Genomic DNA, 12,631 nt, shown 5'->3' with positions numbered 1-12,631 from the left:
TGAAATCAAGATCGGTAAAGCTACCCAAAAATCTGAGCTGCGATACCAAAAAGAGTATGATTTCTTTCAGGCAACGAGCTCGAATTTTTGATCATAATAGGCGGTTGACTTTCTTTCACAAATCCAGATTTCTCTAAGCTCCGCACAAATAAAGCCTGTCCATCCGGAACATCGATTCTTAATCTTCCTTGGTGTTCTTTCGCAAGCTCGCGAATGATGCAACATGCGACATCATGATTCGTGGCTACAATAGGTCCAAGTATCATATTGACAGGTCCGGCAATACCTAATCCATACCCTGCCAAATTTCCATTCCGATGTGTGACAACTACGCCCTGTCTCGCTTGTCGAATTCGTACTGCAAGGAACGGTCCCCTATCTGCTCCCACTGCGTCTCGATCCATGGCGCGAACTTGTTCGAAGTGGATATCTGTTAATGGAAGCACGTCATATTCTAGCCCTCCATCTTCTTGGTGAAAGGCTACATAATTATCACTTATTAACTTATGGACACAAGTAATCGTATCAAATCCTAATTTTTCATAAAGCGGCTTTCCTTCTTTCGTTGCAATCAGCATAATCGTCACATCATCAGGCACGGAGCGAATACAAGCCTCTGTCAGCTCCTTCCCTAAACCATGGCCCCGATAGCTATCGTTAACGATTACCATCCCGATAGAAGCCAGCTTTTCGGCATAAGAAATCATTGCTGCGCTAGAGATAATCGTTCCTTGTTCATTTTTATGTCCATATACTGTACCTGCTGACATCACTGTACGAATTTCTTGTTCATCATAATCCCAACCAACAGACGCTGATAGTTGAATAAGTCCGGAAATGTCACGTTCACTCAACTTGCTCATTCCAAATTTCGTTTGCTTTTGGTTCACAAACACACACCCTTCATCCCTATCGCTATTCTTTTCATATTTTACCACCTGGGAAAGATGTATCCTACCCAGCCGAAGTGGTAAGTCTTGATTACATGACAAAGAAGCCAGTCATATTGCCCCTGGCTTCATGAATTATTTAGATAGCTTTTATTCAATGTTCTAACTGTTGAATCGGAACAGGGTATCCTGACAAATGCTGTTCAAACATCTCGATAATAAAAAGAAATCTTTCAGCTTCGCGAAACACATGATCGGCTAACAAAGGGTGGATAATACTTTTTATTCGGCAAGCCTCTATCAATTCACGGGCTGTTTTCTTGAAATCACGCAAAGCTTTTACCGATACTCTGTTTTGGTCCAAAAATTGATCGAGCAGCGGAACGGTTTGCGATTGAGGGCGCATGGACTCTAAATCTTTAGCTTGAAATAGCAATTGGTCGAAATCATGGCTGAAACCGCGCGCTTGTTCAACTAGCTGCCGCTCCGAAGGATCCAGCAGATGGCTTATGAATTTAGCGTGATCTGCCATAATGCGCAGGAAAAATACATTTTCATCGATGATGGCATCAGGCAGCGGCTCCAGTCTTCCCGTATTTAATTCCTCTAACCGATTTCTGAAATAATTAGCTTCTCGGCTTATATGATCAACTAATAATGGGAAGTTATTCCCTCCTGGAAGCTGGCAGCTTACGATGAGACCCAGCACCTTTCTTTTGAAGGCCCAGATATGAGAAGCCGCATTCTGAACTTCCGAATTAAATCGAATCATAGTCTGGGGATCTATATCGGCAGGTAATGCATGTGCTCTGTTTTCAATTGCTTCAAACACGGTGTAAAAATGATTAGCTTCATTAATTAACTGAGTATCTTCACATCTAAAGCCCAATTTAAGGAATAGGGAATGCTCCTTCATGATACGGGACCAAAAGCGTATTTCATCAATGGAACGAGCCACAAAGGCATTGGGTGTCAATCGCGCAAACCTCCCAAATAAGTATGTTTAGAAGAGATCATATGTGCGGGAAGCTGTTATTTAGAACCATAAATTTGCTTTACGCGCTAACCTGATGTTTACGGAATACAAGCCGCGTCCCCCATACCAACAATCCCGTGACAACGGTAATGACAGACAAAGCGGCAACCGGATAAAGGACGGGTATATTCCCTAAGTTAACAGTCTGAAAATAGTTAAACAACCGGGTCACGCGCATGAGTTGGCTATAGCTATAGAAGGACAACCATTCGATAACCTGGATTTGCATGTTGAACAAATCATTTAATAAATAAGGGACACCCAGAATGCACCCCGATACGAATAAAGTTACAAAAGAAGACGCGCTTAACGATGAAATAAACATGACAGCAAGTCCAAATGCAACACTTCCAACAAGATGCACCCCAAGCTGGATCGCATAATATTGTCCGACCATTAACGAGTACGGGGATGTCCCGAACGGATGAGAGTCACCGTACTTGCTCAGACTGTACAGCGGAGTATTGGCTCCGTCTAGATTGCCGAATAACAGCGCATGCACGACGATATTAATGAGCGCGAACAAGAAACAACAGGAGCTTGTGTAAATGATCGCGGCACAGCACTTGGCAGTGATTAGCTTCCCTTTCCCCTTCCTGCTGCTTAAGAGCAAACTATCCATGCCGGTTGAGTATTCTTCCGAGTATAGAGAAGCGAGTCCGATAAGGATCATGGCACCCATAAAGGCGACTCCAAATTGATCAATCATATCAATCATGTAGGCCCATGGCTTGTTATAATAGACCTGCCCGGAAGGAGGACCTTTCTCTAACAAGAGCTGTTCATGCAGGGCATGTTGCTTGTATTCATAAGATCCAAGGACGCTCCGGTCCAATTGTGCGCGAATTTCTTCCAGTTGCCGCTCATAACCTGCTTGCATAGACTGGATATCCCAAATATCCTGAAGCAGCCCGCGTTCAGAAGGTGGTGTATCCTTATTATATCGCTCCTCATCCTCAAATACTTTCAAAACCATTTCCCGATCCGCTTCGGTTATCACTCTCTCGTACGGTTTATACTCTTGCGATGCATTGTGGTAATGATCGCTTCGGGAGGCGATAAACAGTCCGTATGTAAGCAATAGCAGCACAGCCACGATCAGCACGCTTTTACGCGATATAATTTTGAACAGTTCATGCTTCAGCAGATCCATCATTCGGCTAACTCCTCATTGAAATAATATAAATATAAATCCTCAAGCCCCGGCGTTTCCGTGCGAGCAGATGGGAGAGGCTGCTCTTTCGACAGAATTCGGACTTCAATGCCGCTCGGCTGCCGCAGTATATTTCCAACCTTATAGTGCCGTTTCAGGCTGGAGAGCTGGCTTTCATCGATCATCGCCTTCCATACCATTCCCTTGAGCTGCTCCAGCAAAGTGACGAGTCTGTCTTGTTTCAAAAGCTGCCCTTCGTTCATCAATAACACTTCCTTGGCGACATACTCGATATCGGACACGATGTGCGTTGATAATAAGACAATCCGGTCACCGGATAATTCGGACAAAATATTGCGAAATCGGATGCGTTCCTTCGGATCCAGACCAGCCGTCGGTTCATCAAGGATGAGCACCTTCGGGTCATTCAGCAGCGCCTGTGCGATGCCGAGACGTCGCCTCATCCCGCCGGAGAAGGATTTGATTTTGCGGTTCGCATGATCTGCCAAACCGACCAGATGCAGCATCTCATCGACTTTCGCCAGCGCATATTTCTTCTCCTGTCCTTTCAAGGATGCAATATACATCAGAAATCGATGAGCCGTAAATTGTTTGTAAAATCCGCAATGCTGCGGCAAATAACCGAGCAGATCCCGGTATCCGTCTCCCATCGTCCGGATGTCCTCGCCGTCAAGCAAAATGTTGCCGGCAGTCGGCTGCAAGATGTCGGCCAACATTCGCATAAGCGTTGTTTTTCCGGCTCCATTCGGTCCAAGCAGTCCATAGACTCCATTGTTCAGCTCTGCCGAAAAATGACTAATTGCCCATTTGTCCTTATACTGTTTAGATATATCCTGAATCGTTAGCTTCATAATCCAAGCTCCTTTCTACAAAGAATGAATGTTTCCGTAACAGCTGCTTTCCTTGATTGAATAGAAGCAGCATCGCCCCGGCATTCACGATGAATGCTGCAAATAGGTTCACTTGCAGCAGTTTGTTTACGATATCGGGATTGGTTAATCCGATCATCCCGAGCGCGATCCATACCGAGACGAGAATCATAACAGCGGAACTGCCGCGGATGCGCATCGCCAACCACAAGGAAGTGCTGGCAACGATTAGAAACGGGGTCAGCCAGCTCCACGTCAAGTCCCAAAAGGGAACGTCATTCCTAAATAGAGAGAGTATGCCGGACAGACACGTATTTAGCACGATGCTGTTCATCACGACGAATAGCAGCCTTGACAGCATAATCTCTTGCGCAGATACTTTACAGGCCAGTTCGATCTCCAAGACGCCTTGCTCTCTCCCTTTGAATACTTCCAACAACCCGATGATAAACGGAACGGGGGCAAACAAAATGGCAGCGGCATACGGATGAGGCGCGTCCGCTGCGGCCAACCACAGCCCCGCCATTAACATTGACAAACAGCAAATCCAGTACAACTTGCCAAAAAACGGTATTTCCTTCGCAGCCCGGTTCATCAATTCTAATAATCGTTGCCTATTATGTGAATCACTCTTGTTTTTTTGCGGAACATATGGTCTTAACGATTCGATCATACGATCGATATGCGCATCCGACGGAAGCTCCACGCTGTACTGCTCAAGCAGCGAATCGATTCCCGAATAATCATCATTTGGTGGTTGTTCCCTCGTTTTATATTTGCTTTCTCTTTTCACATCCATCATCTCCTGCAAGCAGTATTTGCTTAAGTTTGGATATCCCTGCTTTTATTCTGGATTTTACGGTGGATTCATTGGTGTCGGTCATGTCGGCAATCTCCTTCACTTTCAAATCGTGATAAAAATTGAGAATGATGACATCCCTTTGATGCTCGGGCAGAAGAAGCACGGCCTGCTTCGCTTTTTCCCGCTGGTATTGAATATGAAATAAATCCCACACATTACTTTTGTCATCAGAAACATTTGCATCCAGTTCGGTTTGTGTATGATTTTGTTTATAATGCTTGCTGCGATAATAATCCAAGCAGTGATTGACCGCAATTTTCATTAACCAATGAGCGAATTTCCCGTTGTTCCGATAAGCTCCAAGCGACTGCATCATCTTCACGAACACTTCCTGCGTCAAATCATAAGCCGTATGACGATCACCGATTTTTCTATTTATGTAGGAATAGATCGATGAATAGTGACGTTTCACCAGCACTTCCATTGCTGCCTGGCTCCCGCTTTGTATTTCCTGGACAAGGTCTTCATCCGTCAGCACCCAGCTCCCTCCCTTCTACCTCATTAACGTAATGAAAACGGAAAAAGACGAATTGATTTGAATGTAAAAATAAACCATACAGACACAAAGAAAAAGCCAGATTACCCTATGATAAGGCGATCGGCTTCTTTGGCGTTATGACGTCTTCTTCATTTCTACGATACGAAGCGGACAGTTCGCAGAGCTCTTTATCATATCATCAGAATCTCCCGGATATCCTGCTCCGTCAGCGCGGACAGTGCCTCGTGGCCCGGCTGAATCACTTCGTCGATCAGATTCATTTTTTTCTGCTGGAGCTCGAACATTTTGTCTTCCACGGTGCCTTGGGAGACGAGCCGGATTACTTGTACGACGCTCTTCTGCCCGATGCGATGCGCCCGATCGGCTGCTTGCTGCTCCACGGCTGGGTTCCACCACAGATCGTAGAGGATTACGGTATCCGCTCCGGTCAGGTTCAGTCCAGTGCCGCCGGCCTTTAAGGAGATGAGGAACACATCCCGCTCCCCTTCGTTAAACCTGCTGCACAGTTCCACACGCTCGGCCGAAGACGTTTTGCCGTCCAAGTAAAAATACGGCACGCCTTGATAACCCAACTCCCGCTCGATTAGGCCCAACATTTCGGTGAATTGGGAGAAGACAAGCATCCTTTTGCCCGCGCTCCGGCATTCCCCCACAATTTCTATCAATTGCTCGAACTTGGCCGAGCTGCCGGCATAGCCTTCAACGAACAGGGCGGGGTGGCAGCACAGCTGGCGAAGCCTTGTCAAGCCAGCCAAAATTTTGAGCCGGTTTTTCTGAAAATCGTTATCGTCCAGATGCTTTAATGTTTCCTGCTTCAGCTTGGCCAAATAAGCTGCATACAGCTTCTTTTGTTCCGGAAGCAGCTCGGAGGCTTGCAGCGACTCGATCTTCTCCGGCAGCTCCTTCAGCACGTCGGTCTTCAAGCGCCGCAGCAAAAACGGACGGACACGCTTGGACACCGTTTCCCGGGATAGTTCATTGAATGCTTTTCTGCCCGGGAACAGATCGGGTTGTACGGCGCCAAAGATGGACCACAGCTCCTCCAGCGAGTTCTCCACGGGAGTGCCCGTGAGGGCGAAGCGATACTGAGCCTGAATCTGCTTTACCACCTGCGCCGTCTGTGTCGTGTGGTTCTTAAAGAATTGGGCCTCGTCCATTATGAGTGTATGGAACGATTGCTCGGCGTACATTTCGATATCCCTGCGCAGAAGCGGGTAAGATGTAATGACTGCGTCGACCTGGGATGCATCTTTCACAATTCCGCTCCGTTCCGTCTTGCTGCCGTCTGCAATCACGGCCCGAATTTCCGGCGCGAACTTCTTCAGCTCATTCTGCCAGTTGTACAGGAGCGAAGCCGGAGCGACGATCATCGCGGGCAGTCCCTGAGTTCTGATCTCGGGCAGCACGGAGACGATAAACGCGATGCTCTGCAGCGTCTTGCCAAGACCCATATCGTCTGCAAGTATGCCCCCGAACTGATATTGCGCCAGCGTCTTCATCCACTGGAACCCATACTTCTGATAATCCCGAAGCACGGGAGCCAGACCGTCGGGTACGGGGAAATCCAAATAGTCCGGATTCCGCATGTTCTCCAAAAGCCTGCGGAATGATTTACCCAGGCTAACGGCATTTCCTTGTCTTTGGGAATCCATTAAATGAAGCCCGCGGATGACCGGAAGTCGGAACTCCGTTCCCTTGACCTCCCCTTTGCGGACGCCCATCTCGTTCATGAAGCGGATGATCTCCTGAAACTCCGCGCTTTCCAGCGGCAATAACGCCCCATTGCGCAGACGATAATATTTGCGCTTCTCCTCCAAGGACTTCAGCAGATTGCGGATGTCCGATTCAGGAATCCCTTCCATATCGAACCGGAATTCGAGCCAATTGATTCTGTCATCGACGTCTACTGTTATCTTCGGCGGGGCATGTTCGGTGCAGATCCTTTCTTTAACGGCGGAGGTGGCATATACCTGCACCAGCTGTTCCAGCTGGGGAACGACGTGAACCAAAAATTCGTATTCCGCGTCTTCATCATCCATGAAATACCCGGCTTCCGTCTGGGTGAAGGAGCTATTCTCCATAAGCTCCAAAATTCTCCGTTCCTGTTCCCCGTCACGCAAGAGAATGCGGTCCTCGCCGCGCCTCTGCACGTTTCTTTCCAACGGATTGATGACAATATCGCCATATTGGAATTCCAATCCGGCAAGCAGCCGCTCCCTCACACGGTCCAAATATAGTCTGGCCTTCAGCTGCGTCTGCATAATGCGGCCGGAAATGGCTTCATCGATGTGGACACAGCCCAACTTCATCAGACCGGGTATTACTTTTTCCATGAAAGGTTCCATCTGCTCCGGAGGAATTTGGATTTGATGCTTGCCGGAAGCTTCGAGCATTTGCTTCAGCCCCGCGAGACGCTTGCACTGGTCGGCCTGCAGCTTCAACAGCTTGCCTTCACTCAGGACAACCCCGTACGATTCCATGACGATAATCCCTTCCAAGCCTTGGACGTCCAATTGATAGCTTTCTGACTGTGCTTGGCCCAGCTCGAAATGGAGGGGGATCGGATCGTCGGATATACGGATGCCTTCGTATGTGTCGCCCCCCTGCTCAAACTGTACCGATGGAGCTGCGGCGAGCATGGGAAGAATGGTATCCCATAAGAAAGGAGGAATCAACAGCATCCGATCGCCGCTCATAGCGCTGGCGCGGAAATAAATGTTCGCAGTTTCGCGGTACGTCTCTTCGTTGCGATAGATTTGGATTAATTGCTGAATGACCGCGTCATCTTCTTTTTGGAAGCCGTGGAGTTCCGGATCATAAGTGAATAGTTTGGAAAATGGGTAGTCTTCTCTCCGATCGATGTGATCGAGAAATTCTCTAATTTTTTGCACAACATATAGCCGTTTGGGCCCGACCTTGAACTCAATGCCGAAAATGTACTTCCGATAGCCGTAAGAGACGGGTCTGCAGGTGAACTCCACGTGAAGAGGAGTCCTTGTATCAAAAAGAGGCCTTGTGCCGCTTGGGCGCAGCGGCTTGTCGCCGAACAGCCCCAGCATGCTTTTGGCCAATTGAATATCCCTCGCCGAAATCTGGCACGAAGCACCGGGTTGAATCGGTCGTCTGCCACCATGCTGCATATGATGGAGATTCAGCAGCACTGCTGCGATATGTTTGCAGTAGTTGTCGTAAGAGGGAAGCGCGGGACAAGTGCACTCCGCCTCCACATCCCCATTTTGACCGATATGGACTGTAACTTTGCAGCTTTCTCTTTCCTCAACCGTGGCCTCGTAAATAGAAGCCCCTAGATCATAATTCGTGATAGTCACCTTTCCTGCTCGGTAGCAGGCTGCTCCTTTTTCAAAAGAGATCTGGCCGCATAACGACTTAATGAACCGTTCAGTTAGTTGCAAACTCATGCCTTGGTCCTTCCTTTTGGATGGAAAATTGATTTTCCGGAATTGTTCTATTTCCTATGATAACAGAAAACATTTGCATGAAGCCAAGACTTTGCGTATCGGGGAAATCGACGCTTGTAACGGCGGGATTTAAATTGAATTTAATGGACTAATGTATTGAATTTGATTAAAATGATGATGTATGAAAAATTTTCTGAGAGTTGAAGGTGAAAAATTAATGATTAGAGCGGTGGATAATGCCTCCTGTATCGCGAAATGATTAATCATGCAGGAGGCGAACCAACATGCGCGAAGATACATTTAAAAATTGGATGCATAGTCATTGGCTCAAAGAACAAATATCCAATCCAAATATCGAAGTTGGAGATTATACGTACTACTCAGGTTATTACCATAAAGAACAGTTTGAAGATTATTGCGTAAGATATCTGTCTGCGGAACGGAACGATGTTGATCGACTTATTATCGGGAAGTTCTGTTCCATAGGTTCTGGCGCTGCATTCATTATGGCCGGCAACCAGGGACATCGATATGATTGGGTTACGACGTTCCCCTTTTTTTATGCAGGGGAACAATGGGGCAACGAATCGGTAGATGGCTTCAAGCGTGCCGGTGACACGATCGTCGGCAATGATGTGTGGATTGGAACAGAGGCTATGATTATGCCCGGAATCCACATTGGAGATGGCGCTGTCATTGGTTCACGTGCCCTTGTGACCAAGGACGTCCCGCCCTATACGATTGTGGGCGGCAATCCGGCCAAGCCGATTAAGAAAAGATTTTCTGACGAGGAAATTGAATATCTGATGGCGTTGAAATGGTGGGATTGGCCAATAGACAAAATAAAAGGCCATATGCATCTTCTATGTTCTGAGCGAATCACCTTGCTATAATAAGATAGACCAGAGGCGGCCTGCCTCTGGTCTCTTATCCATTAAGACAACGTGCTTAAAAATTCTCTGATCTGATCAGGCGTCTTCGCGAACTTGCTGTGCAAATGGCCGACTTTTTGACCGTTTTTAAATGCAAGCAGACTTGGGATGCCTCTTACATCGTTCTCCTCGGCGATATGTTGTAATTGCTCGGCATCGATTTCCAACCATTCTTTGTCCGAGTTTTCGATAACGATATCCCCGATAAAGCGGTCGAGGTTTTTACAATCCGGGCACCAATTTGTGTAAAATTTCAAAATGGTGAACTCATCTTTCCCGATTTGATTATGATACTGTTTTTCTGTAGTTATTTTCTCCATTGCAATCATCCTCCATCTCCTACTTCACTAGCTTATTTTATTCGCGGTACCGCTAACCGTCAATCCCGCTGCACTCGCGATTCGCGCTGGATATCATTCATCAATATGCAGCTTTGTACTGCTTCGGAGATGCGGCATCCTTGCTTACAGCTTGAATGGCATGGCCCAATATGAATCCTTCAGCATGCCGCGCCCTACAGCTGCCAAATCCGCATCCTCATTGGCGACTGTCGCTTCAGCCAATTTGGGGTGCCTAAAGCAATGGACTGGCACCTCCAAAGCCTGTGGAAAAGACTCGAAGGCATATTCATTGAATTGAAGCGATTTGGACTTACTTTGTAAGGTATGCTGCTGCAATTGGCTTATCACAAAGAAAGCCGATATTCCAATTGAGGGTTATCGGCTTTCTTTTTCATGCTTTTATGAACTCGTAGACTCGGTTGAATCGTCTGTTATGAAGTTCTGCCAACCCCGACCGGAACTCGCCCGGCTGAGGTTATTGTATTATCATCCTATCCTTTTACCAGCGATCATCGTCCACACAACTTGAAACTGTTCGTCCAACAACACGAGATCTGCATCGTAACCGGGCTCGATTTTCCCTTTATCACGGAGTCCTAGTATATTTGCAGGTGTAGTAGAACCCATGTGTACAGCATCCGTCAAGGAAATCCCTGTATCGACAGTAAGGCGTAATGCTTCATTCATCGTTACGGTACTGGACGCTAAGGTACCATCCTCCAGTCTTGCGATGCCTTCTGATACAGTGACATGATGGCCGCCAAATACATAATTTCCATCCCCCATCCCCATTGCCTGCAAAGCATCTGTTATGAGCACCATACCTTCAGGCCCTTTCAAACGATGCATCAATCGAATAATAGCAGGATGTAAATGAACTTGATCCACGATCGCTTGCAGACTTACATGATGTTCTTCAAATGCGGCTACGATCAGACCCGGGTCCCGGTGATGAATCGGGCGCATGCCGTTAAAACAATGTGTAACATGACTGGCACCGGCTGCAAAGGCCTGTTTCGCTTCCTCGTATGTGGCATCGGAGTGAGCGACCGCGATGACAACTCTCTGTTCTTTCAGGAAGGAGATGAGCTCCATTCCTCCAGGTAATTCCGGAGCGATCGTCACCATTTTAATCAGTGAGCCCGCTTCCTGGAAAATCTCCTGCATTTCGTCCATGTTGGGATGGCGGAGATACTTTTCATTCTGCATTCCTTTACGTTTCGGATTTAAATAAGGCCCCTCTAAATGAATTCCCGCAATCTTCGCTCCCGCTTCTTGTCCGATGACTCGCTTGACGCTGCGAATCATGTTCAGCAGGTCCTCCATTGTAGAGCTTACTGAAGTGGCGAGAAATGAGGTGCATCCTGTCGCGGCACATGCGTGCGATACTTCTTGAATACTCGCTTCCGTACCATCCATCATGTCCAAGCCATTGGCGCCGTGAATATGAACATCGATCATTCCAGGTATTAGCCATTGCCCTCTCCCATCAATCCGTTCATATTGATCTTCTACTGCAGAGTGATATTCGGGCTCGACTCTCTCTATTTTCCCATCCCTAATCCATACCGTGGCTGACGGGACGATTCGGTCTGGCAGCAGCAATTGCACATTTTGCACAACTTTGTTGTTCATTGTTGCTCGTCGCCTCCCTGCTGGATGTCTGCTTGACACTCAATAACCGTAATGTTTTTCTGGTCAATTACTTCTCTGATTTCAATCGGAATGTCCTGATCGGTAATGATGATATCCACGCATTCGAAATCTAACCTAAATCTCGATTTGGCTGCAAACTTGGTGTGATCGGCGACGAGTATCACTTGATCCGCTCGACGGGCCATTTCCCTTTTCACGCGGGCATCTTCTTCATAAGGATAATAGAATCCATCAGAATGAATGGCAGTTGCACCGATAAACGCTTTGTCGGCGCGGATTTCACTAATTTTGTCTATGACAGACGGCCCATATAGCAAGCGATTTTTGGCATGCAGGTAACCGCCGAGAACATAGATTTGAAGGTCATCTCGATTCGATAGTACACCTACGTTATCAATGGAATGAGTGACTGCCGTTATATGCTTCGCTTGGATTTGTTCCGCTACAAACTGTACGGTGGATGATACGTCCAAGAACACAGTCTCCTGATCCTTGATTAGCTTGGCACCAAGCTTTCCAATATTTTTCTTGCTGTCGGATTCATCAATTAAACGCTCCTGATAGGAGGACAACTCCTTTTGCAGTTCGGGTAAGGCGACCCCTCCATGCGTCCGAATGACAACACCTTCTTGAACTAGCTTGACAATATCTCTGCGTGCCGTATCCCTAGACACCTGAAATAACGAACATATATCTGCAACGCTCATCGATTGGTGTTGACTTAAGTGCTCGAGTATTTTCAGCAAGCGCTCCTCTTGGTACATTAGCCGCACCTCCTTTGTATGTAATTATAACTCATTTAATAAGTATTTGAAAGTATATTTCGTTTAATAGTAAGTATATATAAGTATTATGTGATTTAGTTTAAGTATCTGCTTCAAGAAATTAAGCCTACGCAATCTGATTCAGAGCTTTATACCAATAGCAATTTATGGTATAGTCGTTTTTGGTAG

11 protein-coding genes are annotated in these 12,631 nt (G+C 46.9%); 1 reads left to right on the top strand and 10 read right to left on the bottom strand.

From position 1 onward, the window contains the following. Positions 1 to 20: 20 nt before the first annotated feature. From LQV63_RS12110 to LQV63_RS12080, 7 genes are all read right to left on the bottom strand, one after another. Positions 21 to 890: a GNAT family N-acetyltransferase gene (locus tag LQV63_RS12110; protein ID WP_325175876.1), complete on the bottom strand. Its 870-nt coding sequence runs from the start codon at positions 888 to 890 to the stop codon at positions 21 to 23. 154 nt (positions 891 to 1,044) lie between these two features. Next, positions 1,045 to 1,866, bottom strand: a complete 822-nt coding sequence (locus tag LQV63_RS12105; RefSeq protein ID WP_267933997.1) for a DUF2935 domain-containing protein — start codon at positions 1,864 to 1,866, stop codon at positions 1,045 to 1,047. A 79-nt stretch (positions 1,867 to 1,945) separates the two neighbouring features. Continuing rightward, positions 1,946 to 3,082, bottom strand: a complete 1,137-nt coding sequence (locus tag LQV63_RS12100; RefSeq protein WP_019422040.1) for an ABC transporter permease — start codon at positions 3,080 to 3,082, stop codon at positions 1,946 to 1,948. Further along, the gene (locus LQV63_RS12095) at positions 3,079 to 3,951 is read right to left on the bottom strand and encodes an ABC transporter ATP-binding protein (RefSeq protein WP_233696907.1); all 873 of its coding nucleotides are present in this window, start codon (positions 3,949 to 3,951) and stop codon (positions 3,079 to 3,081) included. Before LQV63_RS12095 ends, LQV63_RS12100 begins: the two co-directional genes overlap by 4 nt. Further along, positions 3,923 to 4,768 (bottom strand): hypothetical protein, encoded by an 846-nt coding sequence (locus LQV63_RS12090; protein WP_267933996.1) that lies wholly within the window; start codon positions 4,766 to 4,768, stop codon positions 3,923 to 3,925. Before LQV63_RS12090 ends, LQV63_RS12095 begins: the two co-directional genes overlap by 29 nt. After that, positions 4,740 to 5,309 (bottom strand): RNA polymerase sigma factor, encoded by a 570-nt coding sequence (locus LQV63_RS12085; protein WP_233696906.1) that lies wholly within the window; start codon positions 5,307 to 5,309, stop codon positions 4,740 to 4,742. The genes LQV63_RS12090 and LQV63_RS12085 overlap by 29 nt, the downstream gene beginning before the upstream one ends. Before the next feature lie 191 nt (positions 5,310 to 5,500). Next, positions 5,501 to 8,749, bottom strand: coding sequence for a DEAD/DEAH box helicase (locus LQV63_RS12080; protein ID WP_233696905.1), 3,249 nt, complete (start codon positions 8,747 to 8,749; stop codon positions 5,501 to 5,503). Positions 8,750 to 9,033: 284 nt separating this feature from the next. Here LQV63_RS12080 and LQV63_RS12075 point away from each other — a divergent pair, with 284 nt between their 5' ends. Further along, the gene (locus tag LQV63_RS12075; RefSeq protein ID WP_019422045.1) at positions 9,034 to 9,642 is read left to right on the top strand and encodes a CatB-related O-acetyltransferase; all 609 of its coding nucleotides are present in this window, start codon (positions 9,034 to 9,036) and stop codon (positions 9,640 to 9,642) included. 41 nt (positions 9,643 to 9,683) lie between these two features. Here LQV63_RS12075 and LQV63_RS12070 read toward each other — a convergent pair whose 3' ends face one another. The 3 genes from LQV63_RS12070 to LQV63_RS12060 form a co-directional block, all read right to left on the bottom strand. After that, positions 9,684 to 10,001 (bottom strand): thioredoxin family protein, encoded by a 318-nt coding sequence (locus LQV63_RS12070; RefSeq protein ID WP_233696904.1) that lies wholly within the window; start codon positions 9,999 to 10,001, stop codon positions 9,684 to 9,686. 507 nt (positions 10,002 to 10,508) lie between these two features. Further along, positions 10,509 to 11,657: an N-acetylglucosamine-6-phosphate deacetylase gene (gene nagA, locus LQV63_RS12065; RefSeq protein WP_233696903.1), complete on the bottom strand. Its 1,149-nt coding sequence runs from the start codon at positions 11,655 to 11,657 to the stop codon at positions 10,509 to 10,511. Beyond that, positions 11,654 to 12,442 carry a DeoR/GlpR family DNA-binding transcription regulator gene (locus LQV63_RS12060; protein WP_233696902.1) on the bottom strand — a complete coding sequence of 263 codons (789 nt, stop codon included), beginning with the start codon at positions 12,440 to 12,442 and terminating at the stop codon, positions 11,654 to 11,656. Before LQV63_RS12060 ends, nagA begins: the two co-directional genes overlap by 4 nt. Positions 12,443 to 12,631: the final 189 nt, after the last annotated feature.

Source organism: Paenibacillus profundus (assembly GCF_021369635.1).
Lineage (GTDB): Bacteria > Bacillota > Bacilli > Paenibacillales > Paenibacillaceae > Paenibacillus_B > Paenibacillus_B profundus.
Note: the sequence above shows the minus strand (reverse complement) of the source record. Positions and strands in the feature narration are given on the sequence as shown.

What these genes read in the sequence shown, in the direction of transcription:
- LQV63_RS12095 (WP_233696907.1), bottom strand. Translation starts at nt 3,951, where the DNA reads ATGAAGCTAACGATTCAGGATATATCTAAACAGTATAAGGACAAATGG.
- LQV63_RS12080 (WP_233696905.1), bottom strand. Translation starts at nt 8,749, where the DNA reads ATGAGTTTGCAACTAACTGAACGGTTCATTAAGTCGTTATGCGGCCAG.
- nagA (WP_233696903.1), bottom strand. Translation starts at nt 11,657, where the DNA reads ATGAACAACAAAGTTGTGCAAAATGTGCAATTGCTGCTGCCAGACCGA.
- LQV63_RS12075 (WP_019422045.1), top strand. Translation starts at nt 9,034, where the DNA reads ATGCGCGAAGATACATTTAAAAATTGGATGCATAGTCATTGGCTCAAA.
- LQV63_RS12070 (WP_233696904.1), bottom strand. Translation starts at nt 10,001, where the DNA reads ATGGAGAAAATAACTACAGAAAAACAGTATCATAATCAAATCGGGAAA.
- LQV63_RS12060 (WP_233696902.1), bottom strand. Translation starts at nt 12,442, where the DNA reads ATGTACCAAGAGGAGCGCTTGCTGAAAATACTCGAGCACTTAAGTCAA.
- LQV63_RS12090 (WP_267933996.1), bottom strand. Translation starts at nt 4,768, where the DNA reads ATGGATGTGAAAAGAGAAAGCAAATATAAAACGAGGGAACAACCACCA.
- LQV63_RS12100 (WP_019422040.1), bottom strand. Translation starts at nt 3,082, where the DNA reads ATGATGGATCTGCTGAAGCATGAACTGTTCAAAATTATATCGCGTAAA.